The organism is Afipia sp. GW821-FHT04G03, assembly GCF_059419985.1.
Genome location: NZ_JBWKSV010000002.1, coordinates 953,278 through 972,829, shown reverse-complemented (window position 1 = coordinate 972,829; position 19,552 = coordinate 953,278). Strand labels below are relative to the sequence as shown.

Sequence of the window (19,552 nt, the reverse complement as noted above, 5' to 3'; positions counted from 1 at the left end):
ATGGCCGAGGTGCGCCGCGAGGTGCACGCTGCGAAAAGTCCGGAGGTGAAATCATCTCCAGACGAGCGAAAAAGCGAGCGACCTCCGACCGTTCGACGGGCCGATGTCGTTTCCTTTTCGCTGGTGGCATTGCTGATCATCGCCCTCGTCGCCGTACTGTATTTTGCGCGCGCGTTCTTCCTGCCTACCGTCACGGCGCTTGTAATCGGCACGATGCTGTCTCCCGCCGCAAAGGTTCTGGAACGCTACGGCATTCCCCGCTCCATCTCGGCGGTCCTGATCGTCTCCGCGACCTTCGCGGGGATCGTCTTCATGGTCGCGCTGATTTCCGCGCCCCTGATGGAATGGACGGCGCGGCTGCCCGAGCTTGGACCGCAACTGAAAGACAAGTTTCACGTCTTCGACCGGCCGATCGCGCTCTGGCACCAACTGCAAGGCCTGTTCGGAGCGGCTCCGGCGGGCGAGACGAGCTTTTCATTTCCGAAAGTCGAATGGGTGCAGCCGACGCTCGAATTCCTGTCGCCGACGTTCACCGAGATCCTGTTGTTTTTCGCGGTTCTCGTGCTGTTCATCGCAAGCTGGCCGGATCTGCGCCGCGCGCTCGTGCTCAATTTCACCGACCATGATGCCCGGCTGCGCGCGCTGCGCATCCTGAACGAGATCGAGAGCAACCTCGGCGGCTATCTCCTGACGGTCACGCTGATCAACATGGGGCTCGGGGTTGCCACCGGATTGATTTGCGCCGTGACGGGAATGCCGAACCCCGCCGGTCTCGGCGCGCTCGCCGCGACGCTGAATTACATTCCGATCATCGGCCCGATCGTCACATTCGCCGTACTGGCGGTTGTCGGCATCATCACGTCGTCGACGCTTGGTGCAGGTCTCATGGCCGCCGCCGGTTTTGGCGTCGTGGCCTTTATTGAGGGCCATTTCATCACGCCAACGATTATCGGACGACGGCTCGAGCTGAACGCGCTCGCCGTGTTCGTCACCCTCGCCTTCTGGACGTGGCTGTGGGGACCGATGGGCGCGTTTCTGTCATCGCCGCTTCTCATCGTCGGGCTGGTCCTCAAGGAGCACCTGATGCCGGTCCAGGATACGCGGCTGCCCGACGAATGAGCAGCGATGGAACCTTCACATCCACCGGACGTTTCTGATCACACAAGCGGTTTCCAAGAGCTGCGGTTTTCCAGGAGCTTTCGATGTCAAGCACCGACGGTGAAGACGCGATGAGGAACATGACTGACAAAGCCACATCCGAACGCCTTAAGAAGGATATAGACGCCGTGAAGAACGATATTTCAGCACTCGCAGACCAGATCTCGGACGTACTCGAAGCGTTCAAGGTCGACGCCCGCAAGCAGGCCAAGCGGACCTACAAGCAGGCCCGCTCCAACGTCGATTCCATGATGTCAGACGTCAGCAAGCATGGCAGCGAGGCTCTCGACGCCGCGCAGGATTACGCCAGCACGCTGGAGGATTCGCTCGAAGACGCGATCGTGCAGCGCCCGCTGGCCGCTGTCGGGCTTGCCGTCGGGCTCGGCTTCCTGATCGGCGTCACGTGGCGGCGCTGATCCGGCTATTTGAAAAGCGCTGCCGGCATAACGCCGGCGGCGCAGCCATGTCGTTTTATTGACGCATAGTGAGATCGGATTTTCGATGTTTCAGAAGTTCATGGATGACGTCCGGGACCGTGCCGGCGGCGCGTTGCGGCTGACATCGCTTGCGGCCGCCGTCGCGGTTTCCCTGTTCATCACCGCAGCGTTTCTCTGCGCCGCAGCCTTTGTCGTCGTGCTTCAGAACTACGGATTGCTGCAGGCCTGCCTCGCAGGCGCCGGCGTCTTCTTCGTGGCGGCGCTGCTGGCCGCGATCTGCTATTCCGTCAGCAAGCGGCAGGCTAAAAAGCGGCCCGTTGAACCCAGCAAACCCGGCAAATCGGCCATGCAGTCCGCGTTGAGCGATCCGATGGTGCTGGCTGCCGGATTGCAGATCGTCCGCACCGTCGGACTGAAACGCATCATCCCGCTGGTCGCGATCGGCGGTATCGCGCTCGGCCTGATGGCGAGCCGGCGCACGGCCGATGACGGCACCACAGAGGAACCGGCGGACGAATAGGCCGGTGCAGGATAGCAAAAAAGAGCGCCGACCCGGCGCTCTTTTTCTTTGCCTCGGATCTCTATAGCGATCAGGTGATGCAGCGCCCGGGCGCGAGCTGCTTCGCCACAGCGGTCAGCACGCTTACAACGGGTTCGCACGCGATGGTGCGTGACGGTGCGGCAGATCCCCCTTTCAAGCCTGTGGTTGCGGCCGGAGGCTTGCGGAGCGCATCGGCAGCCTCACCGGCCGGGACACGCACCAGCACCGATGTATCGGGCATGTTTGGCGCGGGCACGGATATGGTCATGCCTCCGGCAGGCTTCACCGCTGTCTCGCGGTCACCCTTCGCCGCGCGATCGACATTCATTGCAGTCGCGTCATCGACCGCCCGCGCCGGAAGGGTCATGCGCGCGTCGCTGCGCTGGGTCGGACCAAGCAGATCGTTTCCTGCCGACACTTCGAGATGCACGGCGCCCAGCGCCAGCACACCCGCCACCACTCCCAGAGTTCCTGAAGCCATGTACGACATTTGCGGCCTCGACACGTTGTCCTGCCGCACGATCACGGCTTCTGGATAACGTGGCTTGTCGGGCTTCGTTCCGGGCCTGCCGGCGGGGAAAGCTCCGCAGACGGCGAATCAGGTCAGAATATTTTTTTGCCCTGGGAACGCTTTCGTGAGTCCGGCGTCTGTCTCAAAGCCGGTCATCCCCCTGCCCCTAATCGACCGGCTTTCGGGGGTGTGGCTGTGGTGATGCCGGCCGCACCCCTTTTCTCTTTGCCGGACACGCGACCATGCAAAAAACCGGACCGGGCTTTACCCCGGTCCGGCTTTTTGATTACAGCGCCGTGTTCAGGACGCGGCAGCTTTGGGCCGGCTGCGCGAATTGCGCTGGAAAAACAGCGCCTGGCTCGCCACCGCCGACACCATGGCCGGCTGGAACGGCTTCGAGATCAGGAACGCCGGCTCAGGCCGCTCCCCGGTGAGGAAACGCTCGGGGTAGGCTGTGATGAACACCACCGGCACCTCGAACGTCTTGAGCAGTTCGTTGACCGCATCGAGCCCCGAACTTCCGTCCGCGAGCTGGATGTCCGCCAGGATAAGGCCGGGCCTCTTGGTTTTCGCCAACGAGATGGCGTCGGTATGGGTTCGCGCCACGCCGATGACGTTGTGACCCAGATTCTTGACCAGGCTTTCAAGATCCATCGCGATGAACGTTTCATCCTCGATGATCAGGACGTCGGTCGCGATCTCAGCTGCAAGTTCGCGTCCCGCTGTATCGGCGAGGTCACGAACCTGTGTCACGTCGGTATCCAGAATGTGAGCGACCTCTTCTTCCGAAAAGCCCTCGAGCGACAGCAGCAGGAAGGCCTGGCGTGCGAGCGCCGTGAGGCTAGACAAGCGCTGTTCGGACGCCGGCGCCGGGCCCTTGTCGGTGCTCTCGTTCAGCGAGACCGAATTCCAGATCTGCGTGAACAGCCGGAACAGGCCGGTGCGCGGCCCCATTTTTTCTTCCAGCAAGGACGGGTCCTGCAACAGGGCTTCCAGCATGGCCGCGACATAGGCATCGCCCGATGCCTGGCTTCCGGTGAGCGCACGGGCATAACGCCGCAGCAGCGGCAGATGTTCAGCAACGAGCTGAGAACGAGACATACCCCCTCCAATCAATTGGTCTGATTTCGGCCTGGGACCTGCAACATGGTGATGCCGGCGCCCCGCTTCCGACTATCTACGCATAAATCCCAGAAAAGTTCCTCGACGCCGGAACTTTCTGGCGATCCCCTCGTTTAAGACGTGATCTCGGGGGCTGAAAGGCTTCAAAGAAACAAAAAACTCTTTTATTCCTAGCTAGTTAGCTAAATGGGGACAACGGATCGGGCCAATGAAAGAATTGAAGCCTCAAGTTAACAGGGCAGCCACCGGAGCTGGCAAGCAAGGTGGCTTGAACTCCGAAATTCAATCACGGATCGGGCACCAGCTTCGCGCCATGTACGATGATGTGGTTCGCCAAGGCGTGCCGGACCGTTTTGCAGATCTGATCCGCCAGCTTGACTCACAAGATGCGGCTTCACAGATAAGCGGAGATACGACCAAAGATGGGAGGGACTGATGCCTCTCACAGATTCACTTCGTGACGACATTCTCGCAACCGTACCGAGCCTTCGCGCGTTCGCTATTTCGCTTAGCGGCAACGCCGACCGTGCGGACGATCTCGTTCAGGAAACGCTGTTACGGGCGCTCGCGCATATCGACTCGTTCCAGCCGGGCTCGAACCTTCCGGCATGGCTGTTCACCATCCTGCGCAACCTGTTCCGCTCGGACTATCGCAAGCGGCGGCGGGAGGTCGAGGATGCCGATGGCAGCTACGCCAAGACGCTGAAGTCGCAGCCGGCGCAAAGCGCGCACCTCGAGTTCGAGGAGTTTCGCGGGGCGCTTGAGAAGCTGCCGCAGGATCAGCGCGAAGCGCTCATTCTGGTCGGCGCGTCAGGCTTCTCCTATGAAGATGCCGCCGCCATCTGCGGATGCGCGGTCGGCACCATCAAGAGCCGGGTCAATCGCGCGCGATCGAAACTGAGCGCCCTGCTCTACGTCGATGGCGCCGAGGACTTCGGACCCGACGACACGATCCGCGCCGTGATCAGCGGAAGCGGCGGCTAAACCGCGCCCTTCAGACAAAACAAAAAGCGGCCACTCACACGTGGCCGCTTTTTATTTCTTCTTGTTTCTTCGACGGTCCGCGGCGCAATCCTCATCCGCCGATGTCAACGCCTCGTCACCGGAGCGCCGATGCGTTCGGTGCGGTCCATTTCGATCTCGTCCACCACAGTGGCCATCGGCGCCGTGAGTTCGTAGACGTAGCTGACATCCGTGAAATATCGCTTCGATGTGCCGCCGAGCGCTTCGGGTGCGACGCGATCCAGCAGCACCAGCCCGAACTCGCTGTCAGTCCGGCGGGTAGCGGCGCTGGTATTGAACTCCTCCCAACGGAAATGAAACACGGGATCCTGCTGGTCGTCCGAGACGCTCCACGCCGCGACGATATGCGGATGCTTGCCGACCAGCGACAGGCCCTCGTCCGCATGGGACGCCAGCTCAAAGAACAGCAGCGACAGGCTCTGCGCCGCGCGGGCGCTGACGATAATGTCTGGGCCGGTGAGCGCGATGCGATCCGCGTGGGGAATTGCGCGCGGCTCAAACAGGCCCTTGAGCCTGACACCCTGCCACTGGCTTTCACTCAGCAGCGACACGACATGCGACATGGCGTGAATGCGGCCGATCAGAAGCTCGCGCGCGACATCGATATCCGCGCCGTGCCGCATCGTCCGGGTCACGATCGACTGGATCACCGCCAGGATGTTTTTCACGCGGTGATTGAGTTCGTCGATCACCGTGGTGAGCCGCCGCTCGAATCCGATGCGGGTCTGCACCTCGCGGCTCAGCCGGATGTTGTTGTAGGACACATATCCGAACAGACCGCACAGGATGACGACCAGCGCCACGCCGATCAGCATCACGATAACCGCAAGTTCCTGGGCGCGTGCCGCAGCATTGGTTTTCGCGTAGTAGATCAGGGTCCAGTCCCGCGCGCCGAAGGCCACGACACGCAGCAGCGGTGGATTGTCGGCATCCAGCAAAAGCGGCTCGGAGGTGACGTTTCCTTCCGCGTCGGCGCTCAGATTCTCGGAGGCGTTTCGCGGATCGCGCAGTGCCACGGAAAACAGCGACAGGTCATCGTTGACCAGCATCAGCGGCGCCAGCCGGTAGGATATGGTCAGAAAGCCTGCAACGGTGCTGCTGCCCTCGGTCTGGACGGGTGCAGCCAGCACAACGCCCATGGGACCGCCGTTACGCAACAGCACGAACGGTTCCGAGGAAACCGGCCTGCCTTCCTCCACGGCGCGCACCAGCATGGGCCCGACCACAGGATGACTGTCCAGAATGCGTCCGGCGAAAGGCCTGGTTTCTTCGTTCTGCGGCTCCACATCCATCAGCACGCTTGCCGGATCGCGCACCGTCGCCAGATTGAGCGGACTGTCGTCGGCGTTCCGCGGCGTCGGATTGGGGAAACCCGCGGCCCTCAGTTCGGTCTGCACGCGGCCGAGATCGGACCGCGGAATGCGCGCAATCCAGCTTGCGACAAGGAAATCGGTCTTGAAGGCATAGATCGACGACCGCAACGGCTGCAGCGCATTGGCCATGCTCACAACCGGTGAACGGAAAAGCCCGACGGCGACCCGGGTGAGCAACTCGCGCTCGCTCAAACGCTCCTGAACGAGACTGGCATGGCTATCCACAGCGCGGGCAAGCGCAGTCCGGCCAATCGCCAGTTCCTGATCGTAGACCTTCAATGCCGCAAGACCGGAGATGATCACTCCGATAATTGCCATCAGTCCGATGATGAAGCCGAGACGGAGCACGCACTTACTCGAAAAAAGGGAGATGGAATGAAAACGGCCGCGGGCAAACAATGCGGGCCAGGCGGAAACGGCAATCTAATGCAGCGGCCGAACTAATATTCATGGGTGCTCTGATGCCGCCGGATCGAGAACGGAGCGAGCCGGCGTGGCCTGAATGTATCGTAAATAGATCAATTTAGTCGCGGCGAAATGGTTCCCGGGTCCGGAAAATATACCCATCATGGTAAACTCGGGCCAGCATAGGTGAGCGGCGGAGGTTAACATTCGGACTGTTGCTGCTCGATATGACAATCAGCCGGAGCCGAGCGGGCCGAAGCCATGCTCAGGCCAAGGACCATGACGATGATTCCAAGCAGGACCGCCCCAAGGAAGAGGCCGCTGTAATCTCGTGCGGGAGTTGTTGTCGATTGTTTCATGCAGGCTAACCCCGACAGGAGCCTGCCGTTCCAGAATATCTGATGTCACCTTTCGTCTGACGTCCGGCGTTTCAGTTAACGGCGGCTGGAGCCGGCGCACGAAGACCGCCCTTACTCTCGATGAAGCGGATGATGCGATCGAGACCTTCGCTCTTTTTCAGGTTGGTCATGACGAACGGCCGTTCGCCGCGCATGCGCTTTGTGTCAGTATCCATCTTCTCGAGCGATGCACCGACATAGGGCGCGAGATCGATCTTGTTGATGACCAAAAGATCCGACCGCGTGATGCCGGGGCCGCCCTTGGACGGAATCTTGTCGCCGGCAGCAACATCGATGACATAGATGGTGAGATCGGCGAGTTCCGGCGAAAAGGTTGCCGCGAGATTGTCGCCGCCGGATTCGATCAGCACCAGATCGAGATCGGGGAACTTGAGGCGCATATCGGCGACGGCGGCCAGATTCATCGAAGCGTCTTCGCGGATCGCGGTGTGCGGACAGCCCCCTGTCTCCACGCCTGCGATGCGATCCGGCGTGAGTGAACCTGAACGGACCAGAAACTCCGCGTCCCACTTGGTGTAAATGTCGTTGGTGATGGCCGCGATCTCGTAATGCTCGCGCATCGATTTGCAGAGCAGATCCATCAGCGCCGTTTTACCCGACCCGACGGGGCCGCCGATGCCGACACGAAGCGGTCCATTGAATTTCGTCATGACAAAAGTCTCGTTCCATTGAAAAGCAGAATCGCGAAACCGGCCGCGAGGATCAGGCACAGCGGAGAATAATACCGGCGATCGTAGGTCGCGAACGGCTCGCGCGGAAACCGCGCGCGCCACGCCGGTAGATAACCGGCAATACCGCGCCCCGCGAACACCAGTGTGGCCACCAGTCCCGCGAGCAGAACAATCGACGGCGACACCGATGTGCCGATCAGGCCGGCCAGCATCAGCGCGATGGTGCCCGGAATATAGATCGCGAGCGCTGCAAGATAACACTGGTTGGGCGACGGCATCTTGTCGCTCGCATGACCGACCACGGCGGAGACCAGTTCGGCGTCGGTCTTTCGCGGCCAGCGGACGCCGACGCCCCACGCCACGTGAAGCGCGGCGACCGTGGTCAGAACAACAAAGATCGCAAAGGCAATCGCGCTCATGACCGGAACAGCCTTGTGTACTGGATTTCGTGGCGCATGCTCGCCAGATCCGCGCGGAACGTGGCGCTGCCGAGATCGTCGAGCGTGGCATTCAGCGCCTTTTCCGCCGTCGCAGCGATCACGGATTCGAGCGCGGCCAAAACGCGCTGACTGTCGGTCTGCCCCAGCGGAATGAGACGAACACCCGCCGAAATCCAGTTCGACGTGGTCGCGTGAAGAAAGGCGTGCATTGTCGGGACCAGCGGAAGGCGATGCCCGGCGGCCAGCACGCCGACGGCCACCGGATAGGCAATCGGTCCTGCCAGATGCGGCGTCAGCAGATCCAGCGCCGCGCAGTTCCAGGCGGATCGCGCGATCTCGACGAAGGCGCGTCCTTGCGCCGTCGTTTCCAGATGCCGCTCGCGCGAGGGCGTGAACGCAGCCGCCAGTTCCAGGATTTCGCTCAAGGCCCGGGCGTCCGACGCATGCGCCGCGCGATGCGCATGGCACAGAAAGGTGCCGTCACAGAAGCCGGCCCCTTCGAGCAGCATGACGGTCAGCCAGTCCTGCAACGACGCCCTGTCGTTGATGTCGCCGGCTTCGACCGCCCATTCGATGCCGCTGGAATAGGAGAACGACCCGACCGGAAACGACGGCGACAGCCATGTCATTAATCTAAACAGCGCAGCCGATTCCTCGGCTTCTGCCAAGGCGTCGTCCGCAGCGCGATCAGTGCTCGTGGTCATGAGCATGGGAATGACCGTGGTGATGGTCGTGGTCGTGATGCGCTTGATCGTGACCACTGTGTTTGTGATCGCCGTGATCGTGCTGGCCATGGCCGTGCGCCGCATGACCGCCGCCGGCATAGGCGCCGCCTTCAGGATCAAACGGCGCTTCGATCACGATGACGCGCGCGCCGAGGCCCTTCACCATCTCCTCGATCACATGATCGCGGCGGATGCGCAGTCCCTTGCCCACGATCTGGGTCGGCAGATGGCGGTTGCCGAGATGCCACGCCACCCGCACCAGATGATGCGGATCGGTGCCGCGGATTTCCACCAGCGGCTCCGGTGCTGCGACCACTTCGATCAGCCGCCCGTCATCCAGCACCAGCGCGTCGCCGCCGCGCAACGCTATCGCTTCCTCGAGGTCCAGCAGGAATTCCAGCCCGCGCGTGCCGGTCATCGCCATGCGCCGCCGATGCCGGTCGTCGAAACCGAGAACCACCGTATCGGCGGCGGCTTCGGTCCAGCGAACCTGCGGACGAACCTGCGTGGCGCGGATCATGACAACGCTTTCATAGTTTCTGGACTTCGCCGCCGCTGATGATCTCGATTTCGGTCGGCGAGATCTTGAGCGGCGCCGACAACTCACGCCAAGCCTTCAGGTGCGGCGCGCGGCTGTGGGCGGTGAGATCGTCCCGCGTCTCCCAGCGTTCGACGAACACCAGGGTATTCGGATCGTTCACGCTGGAATGAAGCTCATAGGAGATGCAGCCCTTCTCCTTGTGCGTCTCGGCGATGCAGACCTTCGCGCCGGCGATGAAGGCCTCGCGGCCTTCCGGCTTCACCTTCGTGGTGGCGACGACGTAGATCATCGGACATCCACACTGGCTGGCGTGATGACTTCGATCTTCGGCGGCGCGGTCAGGCAATTCACGACAACACGTCCGAACGTCTTCATGTGCTCGGCCTTGCGATGCGGCACCAGCGCGTCGGCATTGTCCCACTGCTCGACGAACACCAGCTTGGTGGGATCGGTCACGCTCTCGTGCAGGTCGTAGGCGATGTTTCCGGCTTCCTTGCGGGTCTCCGCGATGCAGGCTTTCGCGGCGGCGATCAGCTCTGCGCGCATCTCTGGCTTGATGGTCAAAGTCGCAACAACGTAAATCAAGGCATCCTCCCGGCTTTCTTATTGGTGCCGGGACCCTAGTACATGAAATAGCGCTGCGCCATGGGCAGCACCTCGGCGGGTGCGCAGGTCAGCAATTCGCCGTCGGCGCGCACCTCGTAAGTTTCGGGATCGACCTCGATGTTCGGCGTCGCGCCGTTGTGGATCATGCTCTTTTTCGAGATGCGGTCGCGGGTGTTTGAAACAGCATAGAGCTTCTTGTCGATGCCGAGCTTCTTCGCCAGCCCCGAAGCCACCGCGGCTTTCGACGAGAACACCACCGACGACGCCGTCAGAGATTTTCCGAAGGCGGCGAACATCGGCTGGTAATGCACCGGCTGCGGCGTCGGGATCGAGGCATTCGGATCGCCCATGGGCGCTGCGACAATCGAGCCACCCTTGACGATCAGATCAGGCTTCACGCCGAAGAACGCCGGCGACCACAGCACGAGGTCGGCCATCTTGCCCTTTTCCACGGAACCGATCAGCTTCGAGACGCCATGCGCGATAGCCGGGTTGATCGTGTACTTCGCAATGTAGCGTTTGACGCGGAAGTTGTCATTGTCCTTGCCCTTGTCCTCCGGCAGCGAACCGCGCTGCTTCTTCATCTTGTCGGCGGTCTGCCAGGTGCGGATGATAACTTCGCCGAGCCGCCCCATCGCCTGCGAATCCGACGAGATCATCGACAGCGCGCCGAGATCGTGAAGAATATCTTCCGCCGCGATGGTTTCCTTGCGGATCCGGCTTTCGGCAAACGCGAGATCTTCCGCGATCGACGGATCGAGATGGTGGCACACCATCAGCATGTCGAGATGCTCGTCGATGGTGTTGCGCGTGAACGGCCGCGTCGGGTTTGTCGACGACGGCAGCACGTTCTTGAGGCCCGCGACCTTGATGATGTCCGGCGCATGGCCGCCGCCCGCGCCTTCGGTGTGGAAGGCGTGAATGGTGCGGCCCTTGAAGGCCTTGATGGTGTCCTCGACGAAGCCCGACTCGTTCAGCGTGTCGGAATGCAGCATCACCTGAATGTCGTAGTCATCGGCGACCGAGAGACAATTGTCGATGGCGGCGGGCGTCGTGCCCCAATCCTCGTGCAGTTTGAGCGCGCAGGCACCGGCCTTGATCATTTCCACCAGCGGCGCCGGACGCGAGGCGTTGCCCTTGCCGGAAATGCCGAGATTGACTGGAAACGCGTCGAACGACTGGATCATGCGCGCGATGTGCCACGGCCCCGGCGTGCAGGTGGTCGCGAACGTGCCGTGCGATGGCCCGGTGCCACCGCCGAGCATCGACGTGACGCCGGACATCAGAGCGTGTTCGATCTGCTGCGGGCAGATGAAATGGATGTGGCTGTCGAAGCCGCCGGCGGTGAGAATCTTGCCTTCGCCCGCGATGATGTCGGTGCCGGGGCCGATGATGATCGTGACGCCCGGCTGAATGTCGGGATTTCCGGCCTTGCCGATCGCAGAGATCATGCCTTCCTTGATCGCAACGTCCGCCTTGACGATACCCCAGTGATCCACGATCAGCGCGTTGGTGATCACGGTGTCGGCCGCGCCTTGACGATTGGTGACCTGCGACTGGCCCATGCCGTCGCGGATCACCTTGCCGCCGCCGAATTTCACCTCCTCGCCGTAGGTCGTGAAATCCTTCTCGACCTCGATGATCAGGTCGGTGTCAGCAAGGCGCACGCGGTCGCCCGTGGTCGGGCCGAACATGGCTGCATAGACGGAACGAGAAATTCTGGTGGCCATAATCAATCTTTCGGTGATCGTTCTTTCAGTAGCTCTTGCCGTCGAATTTTTTCACGCTCAGCGAATCAAGATCGACATCGTCGAGACAGCGCACATTGACCGCAACCATCTCGGCCCCGTTCGGCGCCTTGCCATTGGCGAACGACTCGACGCCGCAGGTCGCACAAAAGCGATGCCGAATGACGCCCTTGTTGAATTTGTATTCTGTCGTCGCGTCATCGCCCGACAGCAGCTTGAAATTCTCCGCCGGAACGAATGTCAGCAGCGTTCCCAGTTTCCCGCAGCGCGAGCAGTTGCATGCGATGACATCGCCAATCTCACCGGTCATTTCATAGCGAACCTTGCCGCATTGGCAGCCACCGATATATGTCTGCATCACAGCTTCCCGCTCACATCGCCGCGAAAACCATAAACCACCCGTTTGCCGGCCAGCGCGACCAAATTCACGTCACGGGTCTGTCCGGGCTCGAAACGCACGGCCGTTCCGGCAGCAATATCGAGCCGCATCCCGCGCGCCGTTTTGCGATCGAACTTCAGCGCCGGATTGGTCTCGAAAAAATGATAGTGCGAGCCGACCTGAATGGGCCGGTCGCCGGTGTTCGCCACCGTCAGCGTCGCGGTCTTGCGCTTGGCGTTGAGTTCGATGTCGCCGTCCTTGATGAAGAGTTCACCGGGGATCATGTTGCATCCTCACCGAATGGGTTCGTGAACGGTGACAAGTTTCGTCCCGTCCGGAAACGTCGCCTCGACCTGAATGTCGTGGATCATCTCCGCGATGCCGTCCATGCACTGCTCGCGCGTAATGACTTCCGCGCCGGCTTTCATCAATTCCGCGACGGTGCGCCCGTCGCGCGCGCCTTCGATGATGAAATCCGAAATGATTGCGATGGCTTCAGGATGGTTGAGCTTGACGCCGCGCTCAAGACGGCGCCGGGCAACAATCGCCGCCATGGAAACGAGGAGCTTGTCCTTTTCGCGGGGAGACAAATTCATGCGTGCAATACCTGAATTGGAATTGAGCTAGTTCAGCCAGAGTCTTGGCAAGCCCGACGGGCTCACACATCCCAGCACTTTCATCATATCGGCGCGGAGCCGCGCGGCATCTTGTGCGCAGAAACGCGCCATTGCAAACCCGTTCCACGCCGAGACGCCGACCTCGACGCCGAATGCACCGGACGCCTCGCGGATGCGTGTGACCATGGACTCATCGCCCGGTACGACCAGCGCCGTGCCGATCGCGACGCCGCCATTTGCGACAGCGCGGCTGGCGAGCTTTGCGGCGATATCGCCGTCGAGCCTAATGGTTTCTGCGAACGCGAGCTTTCCGCCGATCTTCATGCGCCAGCGGTCGGTGAAAGATCCGCGTGCCATGACCTCGCCCATCGCCGCGCGTCCGAATACCACGATCTCGCACAACAGCAGCGACGCGCCCTGCGCCAGATCAATATCAATCTTCCGCGACACGCGGGCCTGATCGAACAGGATGGTTTCCTGCGGCAGCCAGCAAAGCCGCGCGTCAGCGCCCCCGCGCAGCGCGATGTTTACCTGGGCGTCCGGCCCATGGGAGCGGTAAATCTTTTCCGCCGCCGCCGTGGTCACGGTCAAATGCGCGCCCTCGCCAGCGGCGATGTCGATATCAAAACGGTCGCCGCCCGCGATGCCGCCCGCGGTGTTGACGAACACCGCGGAGAGGCCCTGCTGTTCCGGCGACGGAAAGCGGACGCGCAACGAGCCGGATTCATGCAGCTCACGCCGCCGCGTCGCTCCGTCTTTCACATGCACATCGAACGTCACCGCGCCAACCGCCCGGTTGGCCGCGAAGGTGTCCGCCGCTGAGGAGTTGATCCCGTTCTGCATTCGCCCGGCTCACGTCAGTTCAGGTCAATCCGCCTCAGAGCGCCATCTGGCGGCTGATCTCGGCGGGGTCGAGGTTGCTGCGGTCGCAGGTGAACTTGACCGCGCCGCGATCCATGACGGCAAAATTGTCGCCGAGCTCGCAGGCAAAGTCGAGATATTGTTCGACCAGCACGATGGCGATGGTGCCGAGGCTGCGCAGATATGAGATGGCGCGACCGATGTCCTTGATGATGGACGGCTGGATGCCTTCGGTCGGCTCGTCGAGCAGCAGCAGCTTCGGCCGCATCACCAGCGCACGACCGATGGCCAGTTGCTGCTGTTGCCCGCCGGAGAGATCGCCGCCGCGCCGCCCCAGCATGGTCTGCAACACGGGAAACAGCGAAAACACATCATCCGGAATGGTGCGGTCGTTGCGCTTGAGCGGCGCGAAACCGGTCTTGAGATTTTCCTCCACCGTCAGCAGCGGAAAAATCTCGCGGCCCTGCGGCACGAACGACATGCCCTTGCGGGCGCGCTCGTAAGGCCGCAGGCTTGAAATGTCCGCGCCGTCGAAGGTGATCGAGCCATCCTTGATCGGATATTGCCCGACCATGGCGCGCAACAAGCTGGTCTTGCCCACACCGTTGCGGCCCAGCACGCACGTCACCTTGCCGGGCTCGGCGACCAGCGACACGCCGCGCAGCGCCTGCGCCGCGCCGTAGTAGAGGGTGATGTTTTTCACATCGAGCATTTCAGCGTCCTAAGTAGACTTCGATGACGCGCTCATTGGACGACACCTGATCGAGCGTGCCTTCCGCGAGAACCGAGCCCTCGTGCAGACACGTCACCCGCACGCCAAGCTCGCGCACGAAGGTCATGTCGTGTTCGACGACCACCACGGTCTTTTCCTTGTTGATCTCTTTCAGCAGTTCGGCGGTCTGATGCGTTTCCACATCAGTCATGCCCGCCACCGGCTCATCGACCAGAAGCAGTTTGGGGTCCTGCGCGAGCAGCATCCCGATTTCGAGCCATTGCTTCTGCCCGTGGGACAAAGCTCCAGCGAGCCGGTCGCGCGAGTCCGTCAAACGAATGGTTTCCAGCACGCGGTCGATCCGCTCGCTTTCGTCCGGTGTCTCGCGCCAGAACAGCGTGCCGCGCACACGGTGATCGACGTTCAGCGCCAGCAGCAGATTGTCCTCGATGGTCTGGCTGTCGAACACCGTCGGCTTCTGGAATTTCCGGCCGATGCCGAGTTCGGCGATCTGGGTTTCATCCAGCCGCGTCAGATCGACCTTGCCGTCGAACAGCACGTCGCCCTCGTCCGGCTTGGTCTTGCCGGTGATGATGTCCATCATCGTGGTCTTGCCGGCGCCGTTGGGACCGATGATGGCGCGCATTTCGCCCGGCGCGATCACCAGCGACAGATTGTTGATGGCGTGAAAGCCGTCGAACGAGACGTGCACGCCGTCGAGATAGAGCATGGCCGATGTGGCGCGGGTGTCCATGACGTTCATGTGCCTACTCCGCCAGACGTGGTTTAGGCAGACCTTGCTCGGTCACACCGTCTTCCGCCGCGGCGCTTGCCGCGTTCGCGTCGATCCGGTCCTGCCGCTTGCCCCACCATTCCTTGACGGTGCCGACGATGCCTTTCGGCAGCAGCAGCGTCACCAGAATGAACAATGCACCCAGCATGAAGAGCCAGTACGGCGCGAGCGCGCCGGACGTGAACACGGTCTTTGCGTAGTTGACGACGATGGCGCCGAGCGCAGCACCCGTCAGCGTGCCACGCCCGCCAACAGCGACCCAGATCACGGCTTCGATGGAGTTGCCCGGCGCGAACTCGCCGGGATTGATGATCCCCACTTGAGGCACGTACAGCGCGCCGGCGACGCCCGCCATGCAGGCGGACAGCGTGAACACGAACAGTTTGTAGTTCTCGACGCGATAGCCGAGGAACCGCGTGCGGGATTCAGCATCGCGAATGGCGATCAGTACCTTGCCGAGTTTGGAGGTGACGATGGCGCGGCAGATCAGGAACGCGGCGGCCAGCGCCATGCATGACAGGATGAACAGCACCGCGCGCGTCCCCTGTGCCTGCACATTGAAGCCGAGGATGTCCTTGAAATCGGTCAGGCCGTTGTTGCCGCCGAAGCCGAAGTCGTTGCGGAAGAACGCCAACAACAAGGCATAAGTCATCGCCTGCGTGATGATCGACAGATACACGCCGGTGACGCGCGAGCGGAACGCGAGCCAGCCGAAGCAGAACGCGAGCAGTCCCGGCACCACCAGCACCATCAGCGCCGCGAACCAGAACATGTCGAAGCCGTACCAGTACCACGGCAGCGCCTTGTAGTTCAGGAACACCATGAAGTCCGGCAGCACCGGGTTGCCGTAAACGCCGCGCGAGCCGATCTGCCGCATCAGATACATGCCCATCGCATAGCCGCCGAGCGCGAAGAACGCGCCGTGGCCGAGCGAGAGAATGCCGCAATAGCCCCATATCAGATCGATCGAGAGCGCGAGAATGGCGTAGCAGAGATATTTGCCGAACAGCGCCATCAGATAGGTCGGCACCTGAAACGGCGAATTCTCCGGCAACAGCAGATTGGATAGCGGCACCAGAACGCCGACCGCCGCGACGATCAGCAGAAAGATCGTCGCGCTCTTGTTGAGCGAGCGGGTGAGAAAATACGGCGTCATGCTTCCACCGACCGGCCCTTGAGGGCGAACAGGCCGCGCGGCCGTTTCTGGATGAACAGAATGATCAGCACCAGAATGGCGATCTTGCCGAGCACCGCGCCCGCCACCGGCTCAAGAAACTTGTTGGCCATGCCGAGCGTCAGCGCGCCGACCAGCGTGCCCCAGAGATTTCCGACGCCGCCGAACACCACCACCATGAACGAGTCGATGATGTAGCTCTGGCCGAGGTTGGGACTAACATTGTCGATCTGTGACAACGCCACGCCGGCGATCCCGGCAATACCGGAGCCGAGGCCGAAGGTCAGCGCGTCGACGCGCGAGGTCGCGATGCCCATGGAGGCCGCCATGCGGCGGTTTTGGGTGACTGCGCGCATCTCCAATCCAAGACTTGTGAAGCGCAGCATGCCGAGCAGGATGAAGAACACCGCGATGGTGAACACCACGATCCAGAGCCGGTTGTAGGTGATCGTCATCTGGCCGATCTCGAACGCGCCGCTCATCCATGACGGATTACCGACCTCGCGATTGGTCGGGCCGAACATCGTGCGCACCGCCTGCTGCAGCACCAGCGAGAGGCCCCATGTCGCGAGCAGGGTCTCCAGCGGGCGGCCGTAGAGAAAACGGATGATGGTTCGCTCGATGATGACGCCGATGATCCCCGCCACCAGAAACGCCAGCGGCACCGCGATCAGCAGCGAATAGTCGAACAGGCCCGGATAGCTGGTGCGGATCGTCTCCTGCACGACGAAGGTGACGTATGCACCGATCATCACCATTTCGCCGTGCGCCATGTTGATGACGCCCATCACGCCGAAGGTAATCGCCAGACCGATGGCAGCGAGCAGCAGCACTGATCCGAGCGACAGGCCATACCAGGCGTTCTGCGCGGTGGCCCATATCGAGAGCGTTCGCTGAATCGAATTGATGCCTGCGGCAGCGGTGCGCGCCAGCGCGGGCGACTGATCCGCAGGCAGCCCGGTCAGGATCGCCAGCGCGTCCTGATCGCCGCGTTCGCGAATAACCGAGATGGCGTCGAGCTTGTCGGCCTCCGACGCCTTGGGATCGAACAGCATGATCGACGCCTTGGCCTCGGAAAACGCCCGCTTCGCGCCGGCGTTGGTTTCCTTCTGCAACGCGCCTTCGATCACCGGCAGGAATGCAAGGTCATGGGTCTTGAACACGGACTGCGCGGCCTGAATACGGGTCGCCGGATCCGGCGAGAGCAGCGTCAGCCCGCCGAGCGCAGCGTCCACGGTCCGGCGCAGGCGGTTGTTGAGACGAACGACGGTCGTGTTCGCGGGCGCATCGGCGACGGCAGCGCCGGTCGCAGCGTCGGTGATCTTGCCGCCCTTGTCCTTGACGAACACCTTCTTGCCCTGCGGATCGGCCAGCAGGCGGCCGTCCTTGAGCGCATCTATGATGGAGAAAGCCAGCGGATTGCCGCTGGTCGCAAGCGCCCCGACGGCGGCTTCGGTATCGGAAAATGAATCGTTCGCGAATTGCGCAACGGCGTCTTCAAAGGGACCGGCCAGCACCGGCACGCCCGAGACGATCACGAGCGCCAGCGCGAGGATCGACGCCCGGCAGCGATTGAGAAAAATGGAAAACACCTGACAACCCCGGCAGAGGCAAGAGGAAGGCGGCGACTGCCGCCGCCTTCATAGTTGTTACAAACTCCAGGAAGTCGTCATTGCGAGCGAAGCGAAGCAATCCATAAGAACGCAAAGGATTGGATTGCTTCGTCGCAAGAACTCCTCGCAATGACGCTCAACTCAAACCTCAGATCAGGAACCCTGACCGCCGCACTTGTTGGTCTTGGTGTTGAAGTTGCCGCACTTCTTGCCGACCCAATCGCCAATCAGGTCCTTGGAGCCATCAAGCTCCTTCGACCATGCATCGCCAGCCACGAGACCGGGGGTCTTCCACACCACGTCGAACTGGCCATCGCCTTTGATTTCGCCGATGAACACAGGCTTGGTGATGTGATGGTTCGGAAGCATTTCCGACACGCCGCCAGTGAGGTTCTTCGCCTTGATGCCCGGGAGCGCGTCGATCACCTTGTCGGCGTCAACCGCACCGGCCTTCTCGACAGCCTTCACCCACATGTCGAAGCCGATCACATGCGCTTCCATCGGATCGTTGGTCACACGCTTCGGATTCTTGGTGTAGGCCTGCCAGGACTTGATGAAAGCCTCGTTCTCCGGCGTCTTGATCGACTGGAAGTAATTCCAGGCGGCAAGATGGCCGAGCAGCGGCTTGGTATCGATGCCGGCGAGTTCTTCTTCGCCGACCGAGAACGCGACAACCGGAATGTCGGTCGCCTTGATGCCCTGATTGCCGAGTTCCTTGTAGAACGGCACGTTGGCGTCGCCGTTGATGGTCGAAACCACCGCCGTCTTCTTGCCGGCCGAACCGAACTTCTTGATGTCGGCCACGATCGTCTGCCAATCCGAGTGACCGAACGGCGTGTAGTTGATCATGATGTCTTCGGCCTTGACGCCCTTCGACTTCAGGTAGGCTTCAAGGATCTTGTTGGTGGTGCGCGGATAGACGTAGTCGGTGCCGGCCAGAACCCAGCGCTGCACCTTTTCTTCCTTGGCGAGATAGTCGACCGCAGGGATCGCCTGCTGGTTCGGCGCAGCGCCCGTGTAGAACACGTTACGCTCGCTCTCTTCGCCTTCGTACTGCACCGGATAGAACAGGATCGAGTTCAGCTCCTTGAACACCGGCAGCACGGACTTGCGCGACACCGAGGTCCAGCAGCCGAACACCACCGAGACCTTGTCCTTGGTGATCAGTTCGCGGGCCTTTTCCGCGAACAGCGGCCAGTTGGAGGCAGGATCGACAACGACGGCCTCGAGCTTCTTGCCGAGAACGCCGCCCTTCTTGTTCTGCTCATCGATGAGGAACAGGATCGTATCCTTCAGCGTCGTTTCGCTGATGGCCATGGTTCCGGACAGCGAATGAAGAACGCCGACCTTGATGGTGTCCTGGGCCTGAGCCTGACCAAACGTAGCGAGGCCCAGAAAAAGGCCCGCGGTCGCAGCCAGCCATTTTCGGCGGCTGAACGGCGCAATTGCAGCGGTATTGAAATGCGGTGTCATGCGATGTCATCTCCCTGACGCAGACGTGAAACGCTGTACGACGGCCCTCGGCCGGCGGCGTTAAGGGAATCGCAAGAACTATGCCATTGCGCAGATTTCACTAAGCAATTGACATATAAAGGGAAAACAATTTCCAGAGACACGGCTTGTGGCGGCTGCTTATTTTCTGAGCTGCGAGACTGGCATTGTTTTTTGCAACTGCATAATTTA

The 19,552-nt window shown here is 61.6% G+C and carries 24 protein-coding genes; 5 read left to right on the top strand and 19 right to left on the bottom strand.

The window, feature by feature from the left end:
* From AC07UB_RS13880 to AC07UB_RS13870, 3 genes are all read left to right on the top strand, one after another.
* Complete coding sequence (locus AC07UB_RS13880) at window positions 1-1,119, top strand: AI-2E family transporter (protein ID WP_494653505.1); 1,119 nt, start codon at window positions 1-3, stop codon at window positions 1,117-1,119.
* Between the two features lie 83 nt (window positions 1,120-1,202).
* A complete protein-coding gene (locus AC07UB_RS13875; protein WP_494653503.1) occupies window positions 1,203-1,574 on the top strand; it encodes an ElaB/YgaM/YqjD family protein in 372 nt (123 codons plus the stop codon).
* Between the two features lie 85 nt (window positions 1,575-1,659).
* The gene (locus tag AC07UB_RS13870; protein WP_494653501.1) at window positions 1,660-2,115 is read left to right on the top strand and encodes a hypothetical protein; all 456 of its coding nucleotides are present in this window, start codon (window positions 1,660-1,662) and stop codon (window positions 2,113-2,115) included.
* A gap of 70 nt (window positions 2,116-2,185) precedes the next feature.
* On the opposite strand, the gene AC07UB_RS13865 is transcribed toward AC07UB_RS13870, so the two are convergent.
* Both AC07UB_RS13865 and AC07UB_RS13860 read right to left on the bottom strand, forming a co-directional pair.
* Window positions 2,186-2,626: a hypothetical protein gene (locus tag AC07UB_RS13865; RefSeq protein WP_494653499.1), complete on the bottom strand. Its 441-nt coding sequence runs from the start codon at window positions 2,624-2,626 to the stop codon at window positions 2,186-2,188.
* A 321-nt stretch (window positions 2,627-2,947) separates the two neighbouring features.
* On the bottom strand, window positions 2,948-3,748 hold the full coding sequence (locus tag AC07UB_RS13860) for a response regulator (protein ID WP_494653497.1): 801 nt from the start codon (window positions 3,746-3,748) through the stop codon (window positions 2,948-2,950).
* A gap of 229 nt (window positions 3,749-3,977) precedes the next feature.
* Here AC07UB_RS13860 and AC07UB_RS13855 point away from each other — a divergent pair, with 229 nt between their 5' ends.
* Window positions 3,978-4,205, top strand: coding sequence for a NepR family anti-sigma factor (locus AC07UB_RS13855; RefSeq protein WP_492790943.1), 228 nt, complete (start codon window positions 3,978-3,980; stop codon window positions 4,203-4,205).
* Complete coding sequence (locus AC07UB_RS13850; protein WP_492790944.1) at window positions 4,205-4,753, top strand: sigma-70 family RNA polymerase sigma factor; 549 nt, start codon at window positions 4,205-4,207, stop codon at window positions 4,751-4,753. Before AC07UB_RS13855 ends, AC07UB_RS13850 begins: the two co-directional genes overlap by 1 nt.
* A gap of 104 nt (window positions 4,754-4,857) precedes the next feature.
* Here the strand turns inward: AC07UB_RS13850 and AC07UB_RS13845 are convergent, their stop codons facing one another.
* The 17 genes from AC07UB_RS13845 to urtA form a co-directional block, all read right to left on the bottom strand.
* Window positions 4,858-6,513, bottom strand: a complete 1,656-nt coding sequence (locus AC07UB_RS13845; protein ID WP_494653494.1) for a CHASE domain-containing protein — start codon at window positions 6,511-6,513, stop codon at window positions 4,858-4,860.
* A 487-nt stretch (window positions 6,514-7,000) separates the two neighbouring features.
* Window positions 7,001-7,639: an urease accessory protein UreG gene (ureG, locus tag AC07UB_RS13840; protein ID WP_492790947.1), complete on the bottom strand. Its 639-nt coding sequence runs from the start codon at window positions 7,637-7,639 to the stop codon at window positions 7,001-7,003.
* The gene (locus AC07UB_RS13835; RefSeq protein WP_494653493.1) at window positions 7,636-8,079 is read right to left on the bottom strand and encodes a DUF3995 domain-containing protein; all 444 of its coding nucleotides are present in this window, start codon (window positions 8,077-8,079) and stop codon (window positions 7,636-7,638) included. Before AC07UB_RS13835 ends, ureG begins: the two co-directional genes overlap by 4 nt.
* Window positions 8,076-8,894, bottom strand: a complete 819-nt coding sequence (locus AC07UB_RS13830; RefSeq protein ID WP_494653491.1) for an urease accessory protein UreF — start codon at window positions 8,892-8,894, stop codon at window positions 8,076-8,078. The genes AC07UB_RS13835 and AC07UB_RS13830 overlap by 4 nt, the downstream gene beginning before the upstream one ends.
* A complete protein-coding gene (locus AC07UB_RS13825; RefSeq protein WP_492790950.1) occupies window positions 8,788-9,345 on the bottom strand; it encodes an urease accessory protein UreE in 558 nt (185 codons plus the stop codon). The genes AC07UB_RS13830 and AC07UB_RS13825 overlap by 107 nt, the downstream gene beginning before the upstream one ends.
* 10 nt (window positions 9,346-9,355) lie before the next feature.
* Window positions 9,356-9,655, bottom strand: a complete 300-nt coding sequence (locus tag AC07UB_RS13820; protein WP_494653488.1) for a putative quinol monooxygenase — start codon at window positions 9,653-9,655, stop codon at window positions 9,356-9,358.
* Entirely contained in the window at window positions 9,652-9,951 is a 300-nt protein-coding gene (locus AC07UB_RS13815) for a putative quinol monooxygenase (RefSeq protein ID WP_492790953.1), read from the bottom strand. Before AC07UB_RS13815 ends, AC07UB_RS13820 begins: the two co-directional genes overlap by 4 nt.
* Window positions 9,952-9,986: 35 nt before the next feature.
* Window positions 9,987-11,702 (bottom strand): urease subunit alpha, encoded by a 1,716-nt coding sequence (ureC, locus tag AC07UB_RS13810; protein WP_494653486.1) that lies wholly within the window; start codon window positions 11,700-11,702, stop codon window positions 9,987-9,989.
* Between the two features lie 25 nt (window positions 11,703-11,727).
* Window positions 11,728-12,081: a GFA family protein gene (locus AC07UB_RS13805; protein ID WP_492790956.1), complete on the bottom strand. Its 354-nt coding sequence runs from the start codon at window positions 12,079-12,081 to the stop codon at window positions 11,728-11,730.
* The gene (locus tag AC07UB_RS13800) at window positions 12,078-12,383 is read right to left on the bottom strand and encodes an urease subunit beta (RefSeq protein ID WP_494653484.1); all 306 of its coding nucleotides are present in this window, start codon (window positions 12,381-12,383) and stop codon (window positions 12,078-12,080) included. Before AC07UB_RS13800 ends, AC07UB_RS13805 begins: the two co-directional genes overlap by 4 nt.
* 9 nt (window positions 12,384-12,392) lie before the next feature.
* Window positions 12,393-12,695 carry an urease subunit gamma gene (locus AC07UB_RS13795; RefSeq protein ID WP_024576934.1) on the bottom strand — a complete coding sequence of 101 codons (303 nt, stop codon included), beginning with the start codon at window positions 12,693-12,695 and terminating at the stop codon, window positions 12,393-12,395.
* Between the two features lie 27 nt (window positions 12,696-12,722).
* Window positions 12,723-13,559, bottom strand: a complete 837-nt coding sequence (locus AC07UB_RS13790) for an urease accessory protein UreD (RefSeq protein WP_494653482.1) — start codon at window positions 13,557-13,559, stop codon at window positions 12,723-12,725.
* A gap of 34 nt (window positions 13,560-13,593) precedes the next feature.
* Window positions 13,594-14,289 (bottom strand): urea ABC transporter ATP-binding subunit UrtE, encoded by a 696-nt coding sequence (gene urtE / locus AC07UB_RS13785; protein ID WP_494653480.1) that lies wholly within the window; start codon window positions 14,287-14,289, stop codon window positions 13,594-13,596.
* Window position 14,290: 1 nt separating this feature from the next.
* On the bottom strand, window positions 14,291-15,052 hold the full coding sequence (gene urtD / locus AC07UB_RS13780; protein ID WP_492790961.1) for an urea ABC transporter ATP-binding protein UrtD: 762 nt from the start codon (window positions 15,050-15,052) through the stop codon (window positions 14,291-14,293).
* 4 nt (window positions 15,053-15,056) lie between these two features.
* A complete protein-coding gene (gene urtC / locus AC07UB_RS13775) occupies window positions 15,057-16,238 on the bottom strand; it encodes an urea ABC transporter permease subunit UrtC (protein WP_494653478.1) in 1,182 nt (393 codons plus the stop codon).
* Complete coding sequence (urtB, locus tag AC07UB_RS13770; protein ID WP_492790964.1) at window positions 16,235-17,848, bottom strand: urea ABC transporter permease subunit UrtB; 1,614 nt, start codon at window positions 17,846-17,848, stop codon at window positions 16,235-16,237. Before urtB ends, urtC begins: the two co-directional genes overlap by 4 nt.
* A gap of 174 nt (window positions 17,849-18,022) precedes the next feature.
* The gene (gene urtA / locus AC07UB_RS13765) at window positions 18,023-19,342 is read right to left on the bottom strand and encodes an urea ABC transporter substrate-binding protein (protein ID WP_492790965.1); all 1,320 of its coding nucleotides are present in this window, start codon (window positions 19,340-19,342) and stop codon (window positions 18,023-18,025) included.
* Window positions 19,343-19,552: the final 210 nt, after the last annotated feature.

Coding starts and splice junctions, on each gene's coding strand:
- AC07UB_RS13835 (WP_494653493.1), bottom strand. CDS start 8,079: ATGAGCGCGATTGCCTTTGCGATCTTTGTTGTTCTGACCACGGTCGCC.
- AC07UB_RS13870 (WP_494653501.1), top strand. CDS start 1,660: ATGTTTCAGAAGTTCATGGATGACGTCCGGGACCGTGCCGGCGGCGCG.
- AC07UB_RS13880 (WP_494653505.1), top strand. CDS start 1: ATGGCCGAGGTGCGCCGCGAGGTGCACGCTGCGAAAAGTCCGGAGGTG.
- AC07UB_RS13855 (WP_492790943.1), top strand. CDS start 3,978: ATGAAAGAATTGAAGCCTCAAGTTAACAGGGCAGCCACCGGAGCTGGC.
- AC07UB_RS13795 (WP_024576934.1), bottom strand. CDS start 12,695: ATGAATTTGTCTCCCCGCGAAAAGGACAAGCTCCTCGTTTCCATGGCG.
- AC07UB_RS13790 (WP_494653482.1), bottom strand. CDS start 13,559: ATGCAGAACGGGATCAACTCCTCAGCGGCGGACACCTTCGCGGCCAAC.
- AC07UB_RS13860 (WP_494653497.1), bottom strand. CDS start 3,748: ATGTCTCGTTCTCAGCTCGTTGCTGAACATCTGCCGCTGCTGCGGCGT.
- ureG (WP_492790947.1), bottom strand. CDS start 7,639: ATGACGAAATTCAATGGACCGCTTCGTGTCGGCATCGGCGGCCCCGTC.
- urtC (WP_494653478.1), bottom strand. CDS start 16,238: ATGACGCCGTATTTTCTCACCCGCTCGCTCAACAAGAGCGCGACGATC.
- AC07UB_RS13825 (WP_492790950.1), bottom strand. CDS start 9,345: ATGATCCGCGCCACGCAGGTTCGTCCGCAGGTTCGCTGGACCGAAGCC.
- AC07UB_RS13865 (WP_494653499.1), bottom strand. CDS start 2,626: ATGTCGTACATGGCTTCAGGAACTCTGGGAGTGGTGGCGGGTGTGCTG.
- urtE (WP_494653480.1), bottom strand. CDS start 14,289: ATGCTCGATGTGAAAAACATCACCCTCTACTACGGCGCGGCGCAGGCG.
- AC07UB_RS13800 (WP_494653484.1), bottom strand. CDS start 12,383: ATGATCCCCGGTGAACTCTTCATCAAGGACGGCGACATCGAACTCAAC.
- ureC (WP_494653486.1), bottom strand. CDS start 11,702: ATGGCCACCAGAATTTCTCGTTCCGTCTATGCAGCCATGTTCGGCCCG.
- AC07UB_RS13850 (WP_492790944.1), top strand. CDS start 4,205: ATGCCTCTCACAGATTCACTTCGTGACGACATTCTCGCAACCGTACCG.
- AC07UB_RS13830 (WP_494653491.1), bottom strand. CDS start 8,894: ATGGCCAGCACGATCACGGCGATCACAAACACAGTGGTCACGATCAAG.
- urtA (WP_492790965.1), bottom strand. CDS start 19,342: ATGACACCGCATTTCAATACCGCTGCAATTGCGCCGTTCAGCCGCCGA.
- AC07UB_RS13875 (WP_494653503.1), top strand. CDS start 1,203: ATGTCAAGCACCGACGGTGAAGACGCGATGAGGAACATGACTGACAAA.
- urtD (WP_492790961.1), bottom strand. CDS start 15,052: ATGAACGTCATGGACACCCGCGCCACATCGGCCATGCTCTATCTCGAC.
- AC07UB_RS13820 (WP_494653488.1), bottom strand. CDS start 9,655: ATGATCTACGTCGTCGCCACCACGAAGGTGAAGCCGGAAGGCCGCGAG.